Origin of the sequence: Corynebacterium kroppenstedtii (assembly GCF_016894245.1) — a bacterium.
In the GTDB taxonomy this organism is placed as follows: domain Bacteria; phylum Actinomycetota; class Actinomycetes; order Mycobacteriales; family Mycobacteriaceae; genus Corynebacterium.
In genome coordinates, this window is sequence record NZ_CP069792.1 from 151,794 (window position 1) to 169,553 (window position 17,760).

General features: G+C 56.3%; 21 protein-coding genes and 1 tRNA gene. 10 read left to right on the forward strand and 12 right to left on the reverse strand.

What is annotated here, in order from left to right; all coding sequences use genetic code 11:
- Positions 1–130: 130 nt before the first annotated feature.
- Positions 131–670, forward strand: coding sequence for a type 1 glutamine amidotransferase domain-containing protein (locus tag I6J23_RS00765; protein ID WP_204582156.1), 540 nt, complete (start codon positions 131–133; stop codon positions 668–670).
- A 95-nt stretch (positions 671–765) separates the two neighbouring features.
- Positions 766–838, forward strand: a tRNA-Ala gene (locus tag I6J23_RS00770).
- Positions 839–1,040: 202 nt separating this feature from the next.
- On the opposite strand, the gene I6J23_RS10630 is transcribed toward I6J23_RS00770, so the two are convergent.
- The 6 genes from I6J23_RS10630 to I6J23_RS00800 all read right to left on the reverse strand — a co-directional run bounded on the left by I6J23_RS10630 (position 1,041) and on the right by I6J23_RS00800 (position 8,298).
- Positions 1,041–1,658 (reverse strand): MFS transporter, encoded by a 618-nt coding sequence (locus I6J23_RS10630; RefSeq protein ID WP_239454928.1) that lies wholly within the window; start codon positions 1,656–1,658, stop codon positions 1,041–1,043.
- A gap of 1,408 nt (positions 1,659–3,066) precedes the next feature.
- On the reverse strand, positions 3,067–4,713 hold the full coding sequence (locus tag I6J23_RS00780) for a gephyrin-like molybdotransferase receptor GlpR (protein WP_204582157.1): 1,647 nt from the start codon (positions 4,711–4,713) through the stop codon (positions 3,067–3,069).
- 182 nt (positions 4,714–4,895) lie between these two features.
- Positions 4,896–5,621 carry a GNAT family N-acetyltransferase gene (locus I6J23_RS00785; protein WP_204582158.1) on the reverse strand — a complete coding sequence of 242 codons (726 nt, stop codon included), beginning with the start codon at positions 5,619–5,621 and terminating at the stop codon, positions 4,896–4,898.
- Between the two features lie 15 nt (positions 5,622–5,636).
- Positions 5,637–6,971 (reverse strand): molybdotransferase-like divisome protein Glp, encoded by a 1,335-nt coding sequence (gene glp / locus I6J23_RS00790; RefSeq protein WP_204582159.1) that lies wholly within the window; start codon positions 6,969–6,971, stop codon positions 5,637–5,639.
- Between the two features lie 86 nt (positions 6,972–7,057).
- The gene (locus I6J23_RS00795) at positions 7,058–7,981 is read right to left on the reverse strand and encodes a UTP--glucose-1-phosphate uridylyltransferase (RefSeq protein WP_239455014.1); all 924 of its coding nucleotides are present in this window, start codon (positions 7,979–7,981) and stop codon (positions 7,058–7,060) included.
- A gap of 125 nt (positions 7,982–8,106) precedes the next feature.
- Positions 8,107–8,298, reverse strand: a complete 192-nt coding sequence (locus tag I6J23_RS00800; protein WP_204582162.1) for a hypothetical protein — start codon at positions 8,296–8,298, stop codon at positions 8,107–8,109.
- 54 nt (positions 8,299–8,352) lie between these two features.
- Here I6J23_RS00800 and I6J23_RS00805 point away from each other — a divergent pair, with 54 nt between their 5' ends.
- Both I6J23_RS00805 and mscL read left to right on the forward strand, forming a co-directional pair.
- On the forward strand, positions 8,353–9,048 hold the full coding sequence (locus I6J23_RS00805; protein ID WP_204582163.1) for a 5-formyltetrahydrofolate cyclo-ligase: 696 nt from the start codon (positions 8,353–8,355) through the stop codon (positions 9,046–9,048).
- Between the two features lie 336 nt (positions 9,049–9,384).
- Positions 9,385–9,945: a large conductance mechanosensitive channel protein MscL gene (gene mscL / locus I6J23_RS00810; RefSeq protein ID WP_204582164.1), complete on the forward strand. Its 561-nt coding sequence runs from the start codon at positions 9,385–9,387 to the stop codon at positions 9,943–9,945.
- A 19-nt stretch (positions 9,946–9,964) separates the two neighbouring features.
- Here mscL and I6J23_RS00815 read toward each other — a convergent pair whose 3' ends face one another.
- The 5 genes from I6J23_RS00815 to I6J23_RS00835 form a co-directional block, all read right to left on the reverse strand.
- A complete protein-coding gene (locus tag I6J23_RS00815) occupies positions 9,965–10,309 on the reverse strand; it encodes a hypothetical protein (protein WP_204582165.1) in 345 nt (114 codons plus the stop codon).
- A gap of 9 nt (positions 10,310–10,318) precedes the next feature.
- Complete coding sequence (locus I6J23_RS00820; RefSeq protein ID WP_430516399.1) at positions 10,319–10,945, reverse strand: MogA/MoaB family molybdenum cofactor biosynthesis protein; 627 nt, start codon at positions 10,943–10,945, stop codon at positions 10,319–10,321.
- 342 nt (positions 10,946–11,287) lie between these two features.
- On the reverse strand, positions 11,288–12,700 hold the full coding sequence (locus I6J23_RS00825; protein WP_204582168.1) for a S1C family serine protease: 1,413 nt from the start codon (positions 12,698–12,700) through the stop codon (positions 11,288–11,290).
- A gap of 135 nt (positions 12,701–12,835) precedes the next feature.
- Positions 12,836–13,003, reverse strand: coding sequence for a 50S ribosomal protein L32 (gene rpmF / locus I6J23_RS00830; RefSeq protein ID WP_012731147.1), 168 nt, complete (start codon positions 13,001–13,003; stop codon positions 12,836–12,838).
- Between the two features lie 89 nt (positions 13,004–13,092).
- A complete protein-coding gene (locus I6J23_RS00835) occupies positions 13,093–13,356 on the reverse strand; it encodes a type B 50S ribosomal protein L31 (protein ID WP_012731146.1) in 264 nt (87 codons plus the stop codon).
- 576 nt (positions 13,357–13,932) lie between these two features.
- Between I6J23_RS00835 and rpmB the strand changes: the two genes are divergently transcribed.
- The 5 genes from rpmB to I6J23_RS00860 all read left to right on the forward strand — a co-directional run bounded on the left by rpmB (position 13,933) and on the right by I6J23_RS00860 (position 16,072).
- Positions 13,933–14,169 (forward strand): 50S ribosomal protein L28, encoded by a 237-nt coding sequence (gene rpmB, locus I6J23_RS00840; protein ID WP_012731145.1) that lies wholly within the window; start codon positions 13,933–13,935, stop codon positions 14,167–14,169.
- On the forward strand, positions 14,169–14,333 hold the full coding sequence (gene rpmG / locus I6J23_RS00845; RefSeq protein WP_005279910.1) for a 50S ribosomal protein L33: 165 nt from the start codon (positions 14,169–14,171) through the stop codon (positions 14,331–14,333). The genes rpmB and rpmG overlap by 1 nt, the downstream gene beginning before the upstream one ends.
- A gap of 2 nt (positions 14,334–14,335) precedes the next feature.
- Positions 14,336–14,641, forward strand: a complete 306-nt coding sequence (gene rpsN, locus I6J23_RS00850) for a 30S ribosomal protein S14 (protein WP_012731144.1) — start codon at positions 14,336–14,338, stop codon at positions 14,639–14,641.
- Between the two features lie 11 nt (positions 14,642–14,652).
- Positions 14,653–14,901: a 30S ribosomal protein S18 gene (gene rpsR, locus I6J23_RS00855; protein WP_012731143.1), complete on the forward strand. Its 249-nt coding sequence runs from the start codon at positions 14,653–14,655 to the stop codon at positions 14,899–14,901.
- Between the two features lie 208 nt (positions 14,902–15,109).
- Positions 15,110–16,072, forward strand: coding sequence for an AEC family transporter (locus I6J23_RS00860; RefSeq protein WP_204582169.1), 963 nt, complete (start codon positions 15,110–15,112; stop codon positions 16,070–16,072).
- A gap of 44 nt (positions 16,073–16,116) precedes the next feature.
- Here the strand turns inward: I6J23_RS00860 and I6J23_RS00865 are convergent, their stop codons facing one another.
- On the reverse strand, positions 16,117–17,037 hold the full coding sequence (locus I6J23_RS00865) for an HpcH/HpaI aldolase/citrate lyase family protein (protein WP_239454929.1): 921 nt from the start codon (positions 17,035–17,037) through the stop codon (positions 16,117–16,119).
- Between the two features lie 149 nt (positions 17,038–17,186).
- Between I6J23_RS00865 and I6J23_RS00870 the strand changes: the two genes are divergently transcribed.
- Entirely contained in the window at positions 17,187–17,756 is a 570-nt protein-coding gene (locus I6J23_RS00870) for an RDD family protein (RefSeq protein ID WP_204582170.1), read from the forward strand.
- Positions 17,757–17,760: the final 4 nt, after the last annotated feature.

Here is a 17,760-nt window from a genome sequence, read left to right on the forward strand (position 1 = left end):
GGGCGGAACAGAACCGCCAACGATCGTTCACCAACTCGGCGGTGCGCTCTCTTCTTCGGAAAGGGAGGCTGTTCGCTCTCCACAACAAAACCGCGCAAAAACCTAGTCGACTTTCTGAGGAGATAACGTCATGGCAAAGAAAGCAGTCATCATCGCAACTGATTTCGGCGTCGAAGAGCCAGAAATTATCTCACCACGCGACGCCCTATCGTCGGCAGGCATTGATGTCACCATCGCTTCCAACTCGGGCAACGACATTCAAACTGTGACTGGCGACAAAGACTGGGCATCGACCGTCAAGGCTGACACAACCCTCGACAAAATCAGTGCCGACGATTACGACCTGGTCGTTCTCCCAGGCGGGACGGTCAACGCTGACACCCTCCGCATCGATACGGAGGCGCAGCGCATCCTTAAGGAGTTCGCCTCGGCCCACAAGCCGGTCGGCGCCATTTGCCACGCACCGTGGGCGCTCATCGACGCCGGACTGACCGAGGGCAAGACCATGACGTCCTACCAGTCCATTCGCACGGACCTCGAGAACGCGGGTGCCCACTGGGTGGACGAAGAAGTCTTCCGTTGCCCCGGGAATGACTGGGTATTGATCACATCACGCAACCCGCATGACCTGCCGACCTTCACCAAGGCACTCACCGACGAGCTGTCTTAGCGAGCTACAACGGGAATCGGCCCTGACACTGGGCACGCAACGACCTGTTTGTTTTGGGGATCACGGATCCTCGGAGTAAAGTGCTGGGGGTCCGCGGGGCATTGGCGCAGTTGGTAGCGCGACTCGTTCGCATCGAGTAGGTCAGGGGTTCGATTCCCCTATGCTCCACAAACACTGTTTTCCCTGGTCACCATTAGCCAGGCATTTTCGCATATCTGCAGGTAGGGACGCCTCTGATGAGTTACACGTTCGGTAACTGCCACGCATGACCCTTTAGCCGGGAAAGCGTTGCTATCGACATCGGCCCTCGTTAGGATCTTTCCGTTTCTACATGGCTAAAGAGGATGGTTTACCACCTCTTTCGTGCCTTTCACTCAGACGGTGTCTGCTTTCTTTGAAGACAAACAGCCCACCCAAGGATGGCGAAGCATGCCCCAGCAGTTACTGCCGATGCCCATCGGGCTGAGAGCATATCAGCAGTCCAAGGGGTCACGGCCGCCGCGAGTGAGTAGCCGATACCTCCGGCCGCGTACAGCAGAGAAAAGGCAGATGCCCTACGTTTGTGCGAGACTAAGTCAGATACGATCACTTGCCTTAAGACCATGGATGGCGCCTGGACAACCCCTATGAGCACTGCAACACCTAGCAGGATTGAGTAAGACTGGACGCTTCCTACCGTCGCTAAAAGGGCAATCATGAACACCGTTGAGATCATGGCAAGTACTTCGGGCCTCGGCCACGACTTCTTGATGCCGAAAACTGACGAAGCAACAACGCTGCCCAGAGCCAATAGAGCCAAGACAAAACTTGCCTTCTCATCTGACCCAAACCAGTGGGTCAAAAGTCCAGGAACCAATGTGTCAAAGGACGCAGTGACAGCCATGATCACACCTGACGCGACAACTGGAACTGCGATGGGACGGAATGATGCCTTTCCACCCTCCCCAGACTCATGGCGATAATTGCTGGGAATTGCAAGAGGGGCCACTACTGCTGCTCCAAGCAATAATAGCGCTAAGGAAACGTATGCAATTACCGTATTCGTTTGGTGAACCAACACCACACCCAGGATTGGCCCCAGAACCCAGCATGTTTGGTTCACTACATTGTCGATCGCGAGTATCCGCTGAGAGCTGCTTGTCATTTGAGTGGCAGACGATCTAAGAACACCTGGTATTGGTGATGAAATCGCCCCAAGGACAAGGATTGCTAAAGCGGCACCCAGCCACAAAGAGGGAATGAACCACAGTATTGCCCCAGCTACGAGCAGTAGCATAGCCCCCGACAAGGCAAATTGTTCTTAATTCCCGGCCAATCCCAACTTGTTTCAGCTTATGGGTGAGCCAGATTGCCCCAGCGGCTTCTCCCGCTGCATAGCTACCAGAAATCAGACCTCCGGCAGCATAGCTTTTTCCTACCGCTGCTGTTCCAACCACGGCCACCATTGGGATGGTTGTTACCACTAGTCGCGTCATCGGGGTTGCTATCGCCCATGCAAGTTGATTACTCGGAAAGTGTCCCACCTAAGTTTTTCCTTGGAAGTCTTTTTTCTGATGTGCCTAGACGTCCTCAAAATGCGGTCGTCACAGTAGTCGGTACATTTGACTTAAGCAGGTCAGCCCGGCAGCGTCCTGCAGCATCGTCAGTGGTAACTGTATGTGTCAAGCGTCGATGACCTGCGTCTTATGCCGATTACTCAGCTCGCCGGGCACGACGCTTGCGTCTTTTCTACCAGTTCCAGCCCCCGTCAACCAGGGTTTTCTCAACATTGAGCTTCGCTAGTTGCAGCGTGGGCTAGTTGTCATCATCGGGAAAGGATGCCACCAAGCTCGCCCGGATAAGAAAACCTGATCGGCTCTCTCGTTAACGTTTGCTCATTAAGGCCCACTCTGGCTTGTCACGGTAGGTCTGGAACTACCTATACACAATTACCTTCAAGCGCAGCTGGAACGTGTCAGCAATGAATTGTGGGCTGTAGCCCTTCTCGTACATCTTTGCCGCGACCAACTTTGTGGCAAAGGGGTAGCGGGTCAGCTTCTCATGGCGAAACGATTTCGGCTGTCTCGCATGTCGATTCCGGAGCCACTTATGTGGTCTCCATCGTCCCGGATAGGCCAGCGCCCGTATGGTTTTTGCGACCGACTGGATACTAGTCGAACTTCCTTAACGGAGGCCTCTTTCTCTGCCGGGGAAAACTTACAGTGAGCCCCCGAAATCACAATTTCCCAAAATTTCGCCCACACCGCCTTTTTGCCGTAGAGGCCTTACCTCATCGCCCACAGCTCACAGCGAACTAGGCCCCTGCTTTGGCATCAATATGGCAACAAGGGCCAAAACTAGCGCTCATTACGACGCGGAATACGCCGTAGTTCTTGGGACCTGAAAGCAGTAGTTTTCTACCCCACGCGGCGTATATGCGTCACGCTGGCGCGCCCATCACCGTCTGTCTCGTAGCGATCGTACTGACGGTCGATGTACTCGCCGTCGTCCTGCATGTCATCCGGTTCCTCGACGCCGAAGTAATCGGCAGCGTCCACGTACTCCAGCTCAGCCAACTCCGGATCAGTATCATTCGTCTCAATAACGGTGCCGGCCGGCCGACGTAACCGCGACGACACAGCCCGATCATCATGATCATCTTCAGCGTTCCGGACGCCCATTCGAGCACGCCTCATCCGGCGCAGACGACGAGCCGCCAAGCGCTGCTCCTCAATGGCCTGCTTCCGCAAGAACGCGAGGTACACACCGGTAGCGACAGCGCCGACAACAGCGCCGGCCCACATAGCGCCACCGACCACAAAGCCGAGGACCAACAGAACAACCGTCACCGCAGCCAAACCGAAGAGCACACGCTTACGCTGGGTGAACCGCCGCCGCGCATTCCGCTCGGCGAGCTCCGGGTCGTACACACCCCGCCCGCGCCGGCGGTCCACATACGCCCGATCCTCATCCGTCACCGCAATGTCGTCATATTCGGAACGCGCGAGTTCCTCGAGCTCTTCGTCCGACAAAGCATCCAGCCCGTCGTCGAAAAGCATGGTGCTGGAGCGTTTTTGAGCTTCACGGCGCTCCTCGCGCTCATCGTCTGATTCGTCGGCAAAGTCATACGCGTGCTCAAATGCGGGATCACCGTCGCGATAATCCACAACATCCTCCGGGCGATCATAGGCATCGGGGAACTTCTCCCTGTCCTTCGCCACAGCGTCGTCGGACCCGAAATCACGGCCATACACCACCGAGGTACGGTCTTCGCCGGCAGAGAGCACATCATCAGCCGATTCTTCGTCCACGGAAACTGGTCGACTGCCCCGTCGAGAATCGCGATCCTGAGACGAAGCCGCCTCAGCAGATTCCAGCTCGGGCACGCCCTGGACCGCTCCCGATGAATCCATAATGACGTCACCATCGACAACGCCCACCGGGACACTCGACTTCTCGCCCGGCGCCGTTTGATCATCCTTCGCCTCACCGGGTGCTCCGGCAGGCTCGTCCTCAACGTCGTCGACGAACTCTTCAAACTCGGCATCGTCGACCGGTTCTGTCACAGCATCATCGATGTCATCAGCCACGACGGAAGATGCTGCGAATGATTGGTCCGAATCCTCGGGCTCTAGTTCCCCTACCACGACGTCTTCGTCGTCACGCGTGTTAGCACCCTCAACATACTCCCCGATATTCTCCTCAGTGTGAGCCGCCCGCACCGAAGCATCGTCCGCGTCGAGCTCACCGGGGTGCAAAGCGTCACCGGAGTACACAGCCTCGCGGTCATCGTATGCGCGGAAGTGCACGTCGTCTTCGTCTAACAACCGGTACTCATCCTCAGCCGGATCGGGTTCAACGTCGGGTGACGCAGACCGACGGCGCAGATGCTTCGTCAACCGCCCGGAGGACGCGACCGACCCAGATCCGCCACGGTACAGAACGCGCGTTTCCTTCAACGCCTTCGATGTACGACGCACTGGCCCCTGGTTTCGCAAAAGTAGTGGAGCCAGAACAGCAAGCCACAGCACCACAATAAGAACGATCAAGAGGGAACTCGACACGTCGGAATCTCCTTAACTGACGTCAGCCGCGGGGAATCGAACACGGACAACGATATTTCTCACTAAAGAGTAGCCCGTCACACCCGTAACATGCGTGTGCCACGCCCACAGATACGAATACCGAACGAATGCCGAAACATTCGCAATCCAACCAGACATCCGACCCAACCAGGGATCTATCATTAGCTTTCACGCCTCCCCCGCCCACTGCACTCTAAACGTGACACCACTCCACCTGGGCACTCCTCCGATGTCAACGCATACAAGAAATGATCGCGCCACTGCCCATCAATATTGATACTGCGTACCAACTCCCCCTCATAATGAAAACCGACGTTCTCCAAAACGCTGATCGAGGCGGCATTCTCGGGCAATACCGTCGCCTCGACCCGATGCACCCCCACAGACATCATCGCGGCATCGACGCCTAAAGCCACGGCGGCGGATCCCACACCACGCCCCCAGAATGGGCTCGCAATCCAATAACCGATCCAGCACGTCGAAAGTGAGCCATGCTGAATCCCGCCGATAGTAACCTGACCTGCAAATTTCCCGTCACACTCCACGGCAAAAGGAACCGACGCACCCCGCGCCGCGGACTCATACAGCGAATCCACCACCGACAACCACGAGGGCACCGTGTGCACCTCATCCCACGAATCGTTCGCCGTCGGTTCAACCGCCCGTAACGTAGCCTCATCATTGCGGCGGAGACGCGCCCATTCCGGCCCGTCATCCTTCACAACCGGGCGGAGCCTCACCGAACCACCGGGCACATGAAGCACCTGTGTTTCCTCCGGCCAACCCGGATGCAGGCCACTCGGCTTAACACCATAGCGTCGATACAGATCACGATCTTTCGCGGACCCCACACCGACGCGATCCAACAGACGAGTCACAACCCCCATGACAGCCCCTGCTACTTACGCGCGGTTCGACAAGAACAAGACATCAACAACATCACCCGGAGCGATCCCGACCACGTCTTCAGGAACATGGATCAAGCAATTCGCCTCAGCAAAGCTACCCAGCAGGTGCTGCGGAGCACCGGCGGAGGCGCCGAGAGGATCCACTAGGTACTCGTCGGTACCACGATCACGCATCAACTGGCCGCGGATAAAACCGCGCCGACCCGGCATCGAGCTCACACCGTGCAATGCCCTGGCCTGGATAATCCGACGCCGGCCACCGCGCCGTCCAGCTTCATATTGAATGAGGGGGCGGATCATCGTCTCGAAGATAATCAGGGAGCCGACGGGGTTCGACGGCAAGAGGAACGTCGGCACTTTATTGGGGCCGAGCAGACCGAACCCTTGAGTTGAACCCGGGTGCATTGCAACACGGGTGTACTCGATTTCGCCTAAATTACTCACGATATCGCGCATCCGCCGAGCCGCGGATCCCCCTACAGCACCAGCGATTACGATAATTTCGCTGCGGAGGATCTGCCCCTCCATAATTTCCTGAAGGCGTTGTGGTTCACCCGCAATCACGCCGACCCTGTGGGCGTCCGCACCTGCCTCTTCCGCAGCGGCCGCTAATGAATACGAATTCACATCAAAGACCTGACCACGACCGGGCGTTCGGTCCGAATCAATCAGTTCTTGGCCAATCGACATCACAGCGACCCGCGGCCGTGGATATACAAGGACCTTGGACCGCCCCACAGCAGCTAATAAGCCAATATGCGCAGGGCCAATAACGGTCCCTTCGCTAACAATAACGTCGCCTTCGAGGACATCCGTACCAGCACGATGAATAAAATCGCCGGACTTCACAGGAAATAGAGGCCGGATGCGTCGGCCATGACGCTCCACCCACGCTTCCGGAATAATGGCGTCGGACAGTGTGGGTACGGGCGCACCGGTCTCTACCCTGACTGCCTGATTGGGCTGCAATCGCAGCGGCCTATGTGAACCAGCCCCCACATCACCGACGACGGGCAGCTCGGCAAGTTTCCGATGCTCGCGGTCACTACGGCGATCAGGCTCGTAATCCTCGTCAGGCAACGGCTCAGGCGGGCGTTGAGCCTCGGGACGGTCATCCGCCGGGGTGCCTTTTGCCTCCCGCGGTACAAGGTCGACAGCGCGAACAGCGTAGCCATCGATGGCAGCTTGATTGAAACCTGGAACCTGCCGGTCACCACGGACTTCTTCAGCGCTACGCAGCCCAAGCGAATCCGAAATAGCCACACGAACGGGCTCCGGAGTTACGGCAGCGTCCGCGATAATCGCAAGCTGCTCTTCCACTGAGCGCACGTTACGTCCTTTCGCCCGGGTAACACAGCAGCATATGCTGCCTACTGACTCTACCCCGGGTGAATCCGGGGCATATCACATTAAGGCTAGCTGTCCTGGGCCAACCTTTCCGTGATATACGCCCTCAGCGAGTCGCCATATTCGGGATCCTTCAGCCCGAAGTCAACACAGGCCTTGATGAATCCACCTGGGTTACCCAAGTCGTGGCGAGGACCACGATGAACTACCACATGCACAGGGTGATCCGACTGGATGAGGAGCTCGATAGCATCTGTAAGCTGCAGCTCACCACCCTTACCGGGCTCGATTTTACCCAGAGCCTTGAAAATATCCCGATCCAACAGGTAACGGCCGGTCGCCGCCAATGTCGAGGGCGCGTCTTCCGGATCAGGCTTTTCCACCATGCCCGATACGGCAAAGACATCGTCATCGGGCTGACCACTAACCTCAAAAACTCCGTAGTCAGAGGTTGCTTTCTTATCAACGTCCACCGCGCAGAGCACAGATCCGCCGTATTTTGCGCGGACTTCGAGCATCTTGTTCATGACCCCGTAGGGCATGACAAGATCGTCGGGGAGCATGACCGCCACGACGTCTTCGTCGGGATCAAGGACTTCTTCAGCCTGAGCTACAGCATGACCAAGCCCTAATGGACGGTCCTGAGTGACCGACACTGCGTCGATAAGTTCGGTCGAGTGCTGAACTTTCTGCAGGCGATCCTCTTTTCCACGCTTTTTAAGCGTCTCTTCCAAGAGATCATCGTGATCGAAATGCTTCATCAGCCCTGACTTGCGCGGCGAGGTAACGATAGCCAACCGTGAAGCCCCGGCTTCGCGCGCTTCCTCCGCGATCAATTCGATACCAGGCCGATCAACAACAGGCAAGAGCTCTTTGGGTACGGTCTTCGTCGCCGGAAGGAAACGAGTACCCAAACCAGCGGCTGGCACGATGACTGTACGCAACGCAGCCTGACCATTTCCGCCTTTATCATCTTTGTTCATAGGAGCCATGCTAACCGACATCCGACGCAGAATCCGCTTTCCAAGCTAGGAAATTTCCTACGACTTACTGATAAAACCGTCAATCGGTCGGCTACAGTGCCAAACTTCTTACAAAAACCCTCGCGGCATCGCGCTTAAAACCGTGCACGATAGCTTCGTGCTTGATCCCCCCACAAGATCGTGCTTGATCCCCCCACAAGATCGTTCTTGATGGCGTCGTGCTTGATGGCGTCGTGCTTGATGGCGTCGTGCTTGCGAACTGCTAAACATGATTGAGCGACGTCACCTCCATACTGGGCAGTTTTTAATGAGTCTTTCGGTCGCATCGCTTTTACCGATTTCGGTAATGAGCACCACAACCGCTTTGTTACGCTGAGTTCATGCAGGAGTGCGACGGCCCATCAGGGGGCTATGACGACCTATCCGGGAGGTACTCGGCGGGCGACCTGATCGCTGACCGCAAAAAGGCCTATCGCCATCGAATGCGACGGATGCGGCGTGAGTTGCCTGACAGAACGCTCAGAGCCTGGGACGAGCGGCTCCTTGCTCAACTCATAGCGGCAATCGACGATATCGCCACCACGTCGGAGCGGACATACGTCGAACCCCTGGTTATCGCGACATACCTACCGATCGCCAACGAACCAGGTGCGCATACTCCCGGCGGCTTTATACCGTCACTACTTTCTGCGCTGGAGAACCGAATCCCCTGCCACATCGTCATTCCCCGTATTGAAGATGTACGTCAACTCTCGTGGCACCCTTGGTCACCGGACAACCTCGTCACCACCTCGTTCGGCATTCGCGAGCCAGACGAGCGATCAAAAGCAATCCTCTTCGATACTATCGACATCGTTATCGTTCCGGCACTCGCCTACGACACCGAGGGATACCGGCTCGGACAGGGCGGCGGGTACTACGACTGCGCACTTGCCTCCCGACAATCATCACCGCTACACACCATCGGTCTGGTTCACCCCCACGAGATCCTCCCGGCTGTCCCCCATGATGGCTGGGACCTTCGACTAACGACGGTGGTCACGGCTCTAGGGCGACACCACTTCGTTGGCGGATAGCCAACGACGCACAAATATCAGTGGGAACCCCGCCGATGGTGTCACGTCGATATGAGAATGCGATTCTCTTTCTCCGGTCATGATGCAGACTCCGCCCGTTATTCGCTAAAGTCGTGGCACACTCACCGTCGCCCCGAGCCCCACCCGCGACCATTAAAGGGTATTCGGCTACGGTTGGTGTACTTCATCGCTGATATCTCTCGTCCTAATTGGCGCCGCACACGACGCTTACATCAAATATGTAGAACGCTATTTTTTATTCTCACAGCAGCCATAATTATTAAGGTAATAATATGACCCTTTACCACATGAGTAAAACATTTATGAGGAGGAATAATGCTTAAAGGTTTTCGCGACTTTATTATGCGGGGCAACGTTATTGAGCTTGCCATCGCGGTTGTCATTGGATCTGCCTTCACCGCAATTGTGACGGCTTTTACCAAATACATCATTAACCCGCTCATCGCGTGCTTTGGCGGGGCAAACACAGATGGCTGGGGATTCCGCCTCATACGTGGGAATGAAAAAACCTTTCTCGATTTTGGGTCAGTACTCACAGCCGTCATTAACTTTCTCATTATTGCGGCAGTCGTGTACTTCATTCTCGTAGCACCCATGAATAAGCTCGAAGAACTCAGGAAAAAGCATATGGGTGTCAAAGAGGAAGAGGTACCTGTTACTGAGAAAGATCTTCTCCTGGAAATCCGCGACCTTCTCGCAGCGCAGAACCAAGTAAGTACCCCTAGCCAGACGCTCGCCAGCACCGAACTTGCGGAGAGAACCACCGATTCGGCACACAGCCAATCATCCTTACAAGGAACTCAAACAAACTCTCCCCACGTTGCCACATCGTCGACCATAAACTCGACCACATCCGGGAAACACGCCAAAGAGTAACTTCTACTCGGGGTGGCGCTCACCCCCAATGCGGTGGCCTATTTTCTTGCCATTCGCGGCGTGACATTGCTCCCACATCACGGCCCTCCGATACATAAGCCGTATCCGAGTCCCCATCGAACTCATCATCACGTCCCGATAGCCGCTCATTAGCACCAACGCCCCCATCACCGGGGGCGGCACCATTATCCTCATCGTCCGGCGTCAGGTCAGCCAGACGATCATCGTTAAGACCACGGCGCGGCTGGTCCTCCATCGCGCGAACGGCGTCGACAACGTTCGCCAATGCGGATTCACCCGAGCGATCATAATCAGTGTCCGACACACGTCGCGAATGCCGACGATGACGTCGAGATTGATTCATGGGAAGCCTCTACTGATTCCAGCGGTCCATATCGTTAATGACGTATCGTACAAGGGGTGTCAGCGTTGCCATACCATCCCGGATCGCAGCCCGTGACGAGGCTAAATTCACCACAACGGTCGACCCCGAAATGCCGGCAATCCCCCGAGACAAGCCAGCATCGGTGGCCCCACAGGCCAACCCCGATGACCGTAAAGCCTGGGCAATACCTGGAATGCGCCGGTCCAACACCGCCTTGGTGGCCTCCGGGGTTTTATCCCTCGGCCCAACGCCCACGCCACCGATAGTTACGGCGAGATCAACGCCGCCGACTACGGCAGTTTCCAGCGCACCACGAACCTTCGACTTCCGGCTAGCAACACGCACTACCGCGTCGACACCAAAGTGATCTTCCGCTAGCAACTCGGCAACCAAGGAGCCAATACGATCGGACTTCTCCCCCGCATTATCGTCGACAATAATGACTAAGGCTCGAGGAACTTGTTCACCCTGTTCATGAGCGCTTTCTGCACGTAAAGCATGGGCTGCTTCCTCGGCCCGCTCAAGGTCCATCAGCATTGCGTCATCGGGTTCAACAATGACCTCGCCGAGGCGGTCAACTTTCGCGTGGTCAATGCCGCGTAGTGATTCTGGCATTTCCCGGGCATCCGATGAGCTCCGAGCCAACTCCGCTGGGTCGATGGAATCAAAGGGCTCATTGTCACTCATTGGATTATCTCCTTTTCTACAGGATAAAGACTTTTATGGGTAAAGATGTCGTCGACGACCGGACTATAGAATTTTCATGTCACACGTCCTCAGTACAAAGCAGAACTGACCACCCTGCTATTAACTTTAAGTTCCGACTGAGAAGTACGAGGCAATAAAACTATTTTCCTTACACTCCACCAGCTACCCGACACATAGTCAATAGTATCCCCATATAGGGAGTGCCCAGCCATCATCCCAACCCGAAGCGATGGTGGCTGAGCAGTGCGTTTATTCTCCTGATGTCTCTTGTGAACTGAGCGTCATGGTGATTTCTCGGGCGTCTTTTCCGTCCTGATTAGTCACTTCCATTTTGACTGTATCGCCCACTTTATGCGAACGAATCGCTGCGATCAGAGATAACCCTGAATCAATGGTTCGTCCGTCAACTTTGGTAACGACGTCACCCCGTTTCAGACCTGCTTTAGCGGCGTCGCTATCGCTCGGAACATCCACGATGGCAGCTCCATGCGCTGTGGATTCCTTAGCAACTTGAACGCCAATAACGGGGTGCTGAACTTTGCCATTCTTAATAAGTTGCTCAGCAATGTCACGTGCCTGGCTAATGGGAATAGCGAAGCCTAAACCAATTGAACCGGACCCCTGGGACATAGCACTCGAACCGAGCGACGCGATCACCGATGGGATGCCGATAAGATTTCCATCCATGTCGACCAGGGCACCGCCGGAGTTACCGGGGTTAATAGCCGCATCGGTCTGAATGGCGTCGATAAGGGTGGACTGGTCAGATGACTCTGAGGACGCCTGCACAGGGCGATTTTGAGCGGAAATAATGCCACTGGTCACCGTGGCATCCAAGCCCAAGGGAGAACCAACAGCAACAACTTCTTGCCCGACTTCAAGTTTGGACGAATCCCCCAAGGAAATCGGAGTCAAACCCGACGCCCCTTGTGCTTTAATGACCGCAATATCAGTTTCGGGGTCGCGCGCAACAATGTCCGCGGAGTAGGTTGTTCCGTCATTTAGAGTCACGGAAATCTTTCCACCATTAGCTGCACCAGCAATAACGTGGTTATTCGTTATGATCGTTCCATCTTCGCTAATGATTGAACCCGAACCAGTATCCCCCGAATTACCTGCTTCGACAGTAATCGAAACCACCGAAGGTAAGACTTTCTGAGCAACAGATTGCACAGAACCATTCGTGTCGACGTTCTTCGTCTTAGCCGGCGACGCTTTTAACGCCGATACCGCTGAAGAATTGTCAGACGCCGAATCCGAGTCCCGATTGCTCACCACCGCACCGGTCACAGCTCCCGACGCGACCGCAGCAGCGAGAATGAGGGCAGCCACCGCCGGCGTACTAAAGCGCTTGGTTCTTTGCGGGGACTGACGAGGAGCTTGCACCACTCCGGAGGGCTGCTCAAAACCTGCAGACTGATTGGGATCTACAAATTGATTCGAACCCGAAGCCTGACCCGGCGTCCCAAACTGGTCAGAGCCTGTGTCATGAGCTGAGGGGGTTGAGGAGAACCCTGTCGGGGTGCTTTCGACAGAAGATTCTCGATCGCTTCGTGGAGCGTGAACCTCGTGTTCACGATTATGATGAACGGAGTTGTTGCTAGTTGAATCGTCGGAGGATGGATCGATCTCCCATGCCGATCGCTGGTTTTCGTCGCTCATGGTTTATCACTCTTGCTCATTATGCACGTCGCGCGCTTTGAGTCACCTGAAATTTGGCTGTGAACCCTCAGCGGCCCTAATAAAAATCCCGTGATGGAACCGGGGCTCCAATCACGGGACATGAGGTTGTTACTACTAGTCAGTCTCAACCAGGCCGAGCTGAGCGGCCTTGACCAACCGGCGTGGCAACCGCGTGGTGTTGCCGTTAACACGGACCTCCTGGAGAGGCGCATTGTTGGCCTTCCACTGGGACCGACGGGTGTGAGTGTTGGCGCGAGACATACGTCGCTTCGGTACTGCCATGGTTTCCTCCTAAGCCTTGCTCACACACATCGCGAGCTAGGCATGATCACTGTGAGAATAGTGAAAATGAATGGTGACGGATTGACGTCTTACTTCTTCGCGCGACGCAGGCGGTTGCCGTAACGACGCTGGAACTTTTCGACACGACCAGCGGTGTCCATCACACGCTGTGCACCCGTCCAGAAGGGGTGAGACTCGCTGGTGACGTCAACGACGATCAGCGGGTATTCGTTGCCATCTTCCCATTCCACAGTCCGATCTGACGTCGCAGTGGACCGAGTCAAGAACTGGTGGCCGGTGCTGGCATCCTTGAAGACAACCGGGTGGTAATCCGGATGAATATTCTTCTTCATCGTTATCCTTTAACAGAACATGGACAATGCTAGTCTGGCGTGCTGCTTGTGCTGACTTGCTTCATAACGGCATCGTCCGACCACCTCGACGGCGGAACGGCGGCCTATCGCAACACGCGTCGCGAATGAAGCTGGCTCAGCACCTTGCACCGGTCGCGCACTGAGTCCTCGTACCTAACCATAAAAATGATGGATAACCGCGCCTGGATATCAGCCGGCCCACGGGACTGTCCTGCCATCAACGACGAGCGTTGACAGGCATAAACGACCCGTGAAGGGGAGGAGGGTAACAGTGCGACACGCCTCCGGCGCACATGCATCGGCCCATCATACAGATTTAGGCCCTAACTATGAAATTGGCGCTAACCAGCGCGTAAAGGCCCAAAGATTTGGGAATCCTTGCCGAGGACGGTAAGGTGTCAAGACGCTGTTGTCGAAAAGCAAACGTCATCGCCCACTAGCTAGGCATCTTAGCGCTTTAACCTGCATTTTTAGTGTCGAAGAAAATGTATTTCCCCCGTCGAAGGAAAACGGTTGGTGCTTTGCAGATCCCATGGTGGGCGGAAGGAGAAGCCCATGTCGGCATATTGCCAAGTCACGGGACGGAAACCGAGCTTCGGTAAGTCCGTCTCGCACTCGCACCGCCGCACGAACCGTCGTTGGAACCCGAATATCCAGCGTCGTTCGTTCTACTTGCCCTCTGAAGGACGCACGATCACGTTGAATGTGTCCACCAAGGGCCTGAAAACCATCGACCGCTACGGAATCGAATCCGTCGTGGCGAAGCTCCGCGCACGTGGGGAGAAGATTTAATGGCACGAAATGACATTCGCCCAATCATCAAGCTGAAGTCCACTGCGGGCACCGGCTACACGTACGTCACCCGCAAGAACAAGCGCAATAACCCGGATCGCATCACCTTGAAGAAGTTCGATCCGATTGCGCGCAAGCATGTTGAATTCCGCGAGGAGCGCTAAGAATGGCTAAGAAATCTAAGATTGCGAAGAACGAGCAGCGCAAAGAAATCGTTGCACGCTACGCTCAGCGTCGTCAGGAACTCAAGGCCATTATCAAGAACCCGGCCACCCCTGACGAAGACCGCATGGAGGCTCAGTACGAGCTGAACCGCCAGCCCCGCGACGCTTCCCCGGTGAGGGTTCGAAACCGTGACTCTGCTGATGGTCGCCCCCGTGGCTACCTGCGCAAGTTCGGCCTGTCCCGTGTTCGCGTTCGTGAAATGGCACACCGCGGTGAGCTCCCAGGTGTCCGCAAGTCCAGCTGGTGAGGAGTAGCAGTATGAAGCGCAACAACTCTAAAAAGGTTCGGGTTGAACCAACCCGCCGTCCCAAGAAGAACCCCTTGAAAGCTCGCGGCATCGAGGCCGTCGACTACAAGGACATCGAAACCCTGCGTACGTTCATCTCAGAACGTGGCAAGATCCGGTCGCGTCGCGTTACCGGCTTGACTCCGCAGCAGCAGCGCCAGGTGGCAACTGCCGTGAAGAACGCACGTGAGATGGCTCTCCTCCCGTTCACCAGCCGCTAAGTCGCCCCTGAGCACCTGGTCTTGGGTACATTTCCGGGGATCAGAGCTGCAGGTAAGAACCTAGTGGTGCTTCGATGGACCCAGCGGTCCGTCGAAGGCCAACGGCGTGAACATTTGGAAGCGATAACAGCAGGTTTCGACATTCGCCACTCCCGGTACCTTCCGAGGGGCGGTTTTCGCTTATCCACCAGGGAGTGAGGCGCCGCACGTGCCCCAAGTACTATCCGGCTTCGCAACCATCGCCATCGTCATCGCAATAGGATTCTTCGTTGGCAAAGCCAATCTCCTGGGCAAGCACGCGCAATTCACGCTCCAGATGTACGTGTACTTCCTGGCGACACCGGCACTCCTCCTGGACAAGCTCTACGTCACCGACCCACTCGACGTCCTCGGCCCGCAATTAGCGGTCGCCAGCGGCTCCGCACTAACGATCGGGCTGATCTACTTCATATGGGCACGAACCGCCTTACACCGCCCCATCCACGAATCCGCAGTCGGCGGCTTAGCCAGCTCCTACTGCAACGCCTCTAATTTGGGAATACCCGTCGCCGCCCACGTCGTCGGCGATAGCACAGTGGTCGTACCGACGCTCCTGTTCCAAATAGCGTTCTACGGGCCCATCGTCCTCGCCATGCTCGACGTTGTCACCGCCAAGGAAGCACACGCGGATGGCCGAGCTGGGCGAGTCAACACGCGGAGTTTGTTCATCACCCCGTTTAAGAATCCGATGCTACTCGGAGCGCTAACGGGGCTCGTGATATCGATCCTTCACGCCCATGCTAGGGTCTCAGTCCCCCACCCCATTGTCGAACCGGTTCATCTCATCGGGCAGTCAGCGGTCCCGGTGGCGCTCATCGCGTTCGGGATGTCGCTCGCGGGGCAGAAAGTACTTGATCCCTCGACGTCCCCACGACTCGAGGTGGGGGTCGCGTCGGCCACAAAAATCATTGGCCAGCCGCTGGCGGCTTTCCTTATCGCGCACTTTGTTTTCGGGATGACGGGGCACGCCCTTTTCGCCGCCTGCGTCGTCGCAACACTGCCGACGGCACAAAATGTGTACACCTACGCCACCCGATATGGGCGAGGTTTAATCCTGGCGCGGGACGCAGGGGTGATCACCACAGCAGCGTCCTTCGTCATGATTATGCTGCTCGCGCTGGTGTTTACGTAACAGGCCGGCCACTAGTCACTCACAGCCCGGCGCGGAACAAAACCTCACATACCTAGGGCATCTGCCCGAGCCGCCAGCACTTCTGCCTGCCGAAACAGAGGAGCGTCGACCATTTTCCCGTCGATGTTTAATGCACCCGGATGGTCGGCAGACTCGCGGACAATCCGTCGAGCCATTTTCACCTGCTCGTCGCTCGGCCGATACGCGTCACGAATCACGGGAACCTGGGCCGGGTGGATACACGCCGTCGCGGCGAACCCGATCCGAGCAGCGTCGAGCGCTTCATCACGTAACCCGTCGGCGTCGTGAATGTCGGCAAACACAGCATCAAGAGCAACAATTCCCGCCTCCGCGGCGTGCAACAACGTCTGGGTGCGCAGGTAATTCACCGTCGTTCGGTACGGGCCCTCGGCTGAACCACGGTCAGAGTCCCACCCTCGTTCGTCCCGCTGCAGCCGGCTATACACACCGCCGAGCGACGCGGTGAAATCCTCCGCCCCCCACAGCAATCCGACGACGAACTCCTGGTGCGCAATGTCGCGTGCATTCATAATTCCCGACGGGGACTCCAGCATCGCGATCACGTCGTAATTCTTCAACGTGTCTGGCAACGGCTGGTCAACCTTGGGAACCATCACGGTGGTGTACGGCGTCTTCGCCACCATGTCGATGTCACCGTCGAAAAGTTCCGAATCGGCAGAGTGGACGCGGACAATCGTCGTCGCTGGATCAAGATCACTGTTCACGATGTTGGTGCGGGCTTCGTCGAATGAATCACGCCCGGCACCATCCTCGAGGTCGAGGATGACGACGTCAGAGCGCGCCGCTGCTTTGACGAACCGCTCAGGACGGTCGGCGGGGGCGAACAGAATGGCCGGCCCCGCAGGTGTCCACCGTCGATGGGGTGAATGGTGGCCTACGCTGGTGGTTCCTGCTGCGGGAGCGCCCTGATTAGTCTTCGTCATAGCTCAATATGCTAGTGACACCCCTGGTCCCGTACCTACTATTTAGCTAGACTTATCGCCAAGATTTATAGCCCACACCTGTGATTGAGAGTCCTCTCCGCGGACAGAACTGCCCATATTCCACATTCAGAATCGCCATACACGACGAGATGAGTACGACGATGCCTTCCCCCGAGTCGACAGATTCCGACGTGTTGACGGATTCCCAGCCACCTGAGACCGCTGGGCTCCGTCCAGCCCTGGCAGGTGTAATTAACCGTGGTCTTGGCTACTTCTTCGACGCATTCTTCTTTTCAGGCGCGATGATCCTTGTGCAGTGGGGAATCAACCACGTAGTGGCAAATAACACTGCTCAATTCTGGATAGGAGCATCAGCGGCGAGCATCCTGTTCTTCCTCTACAGATTCCTCATGGACGCTCATGCCGAAGGAACCTTCGGAAAGGCTGTCGCCGGCATCAAAGTCACCACCGAAGCGGGCGACCAACTCGGCTACGTCGGGGCATTAAAACGAAACTTCTACTGGCTAGCATTCGGGCCGATTCTCGTCGGAGCCAATGATTATCCCCACCTCTACATCGGTAGCTGGAGTGTAGAGCTAGAACCATTTCTATGGATATGGATTACTGCACTGGCGATTTCTATTTACCGCGATAAAAACGGCCGATCATTCCTTGATCGCTGGGCAGGCGCTTATTTTTACCAGAACAAGCGCCTTTAGATGC

What these genes read in the sequence shown, in the direction of transcription:
- I6J23_RS00765 (WP_204582156.1), top strand. Translation starts at nt 131, where the DNA reads ATGGCAAAGAAAGCAGTCATCATCGCAACTGATTTCGGCGTCGAAGAG.
- I6J23_RS00785 (WP_204582158.1), bottom strand. Translation starts at nt 5,621, where the DNA reads ATGGGGGTTGTGACTCGTCTGTTGGATCGCGTCGGTGTGGGGTCCGCG.
- I6J23_RS00795 (WP_239455014.1), bottom strand. Translation starts at nt 7,981, where the DNA reads ATGGCTCCTATGAACAAAGATGATAAAGGCGGAAATGGTCAGGCTGCG.
- I6J23_RS00800 (WP_204582162.1), bottom strand. Translation starts at nt 8,298, where the DNA reads ATGCGACCGAAAGACTCATTAAAAACTGCCCAGTATGGAGGTGACGTC.
- I6J23_RS00805 (WP_204582163.1), top strand. Translation starts at nt 8,353, where the DNA reads ATGCAGGAGTGCGACGGCCCATCAGGGGGCTATGACGACCTATCCGGG.
- mscL (WP_204582164.1), top strand. Translation starts at nt 9,385, where the DNA reads ATGCTTAAAGGTTTTCGCGACTTTATTATGCGGGGCAACGTTATTGAG.
- I6J23_RS00815 (WP_204582165.1), bottom strand. Translation starts at nt 10,309, where the DNA reads ATGAATCAATCTCGACGTCATCGTCGGCATTCGCGACGTGTGTCGGAC.
- I6J23_RS00820 (WP_430516399.1), bottom strand. Translation starts at nt 10,945, where the DNA reads ATGCCAGAATCACTACGCGGCATTGACCACGCGAAAGTTGACCGCCTC.
- I6J23_RS00825 (WP_204582168.1), bottom strand. Translation starts at nt 12,700, where the DNA reads ATGAGCGACGAAAACCAGCGATCGGCATGGGAGATCGATCCATCCTCC.
- rpmF (WP_012731147.1), bottom strand. Translation starts at nt 13,003, where the DNA reads ATGGCAGTACCGAAGCGACGTATGTCTCGCGCCAACACTCACACCCGT.
- I6J23_RS00835 (WP_012731146.1), bottom strand. Translation starts at nt 13,356, where the DNA reads ATGAAGAAGAATATTCATCCGGATTACCACCCGGTTGTCTTCAAGGAT.
- rpmB (WP_012731145.1), top strand. Translation starts at nt 13,933, where the DNA reads ATGTCGGCATATTGCCAAGTCACGGGACGGAAACCGAGCTTCGGTAAG.
- rpmG (WP_005279910.1), top strand. Translation starts at nt 14,169, where the DNA reads ATGGCACGAAATGACATTCGCCCAATCATCAAGCTGAAGTCCACTGCG.
- rpsN (WP_012731144.1), top strand. Translation starts at nt 14,336, where the DNA reads ATGGCTAAGAAATCTAAGATTGCGAAGAACGAGCAGCGCAAAGAAATC.
- rpsR (WP_012731143.1), top strand. Translation starts at nt 14,653, where the DNA reads ATGAAGCGCAACAACTCTAAAAAGGTTCGGGTTGAACCAACCCGCCGT.
- I6J23_RS00865 (WP_239454929.1), bottom strand. Translation starts at nt 17,037, where the DNA reads ATGACGAAGACTAATCAGGGCGCTCCCGCAGCAGGAACCACCAGCGTA.
- I6J23_RS00870 (WP_204582170.1), top strand. Translation starts at nt 17,187, where the DNA reads ATGAGTACGACGATGCCTTCCCCCGAGTCGACAGATTCCGACGTGTTG.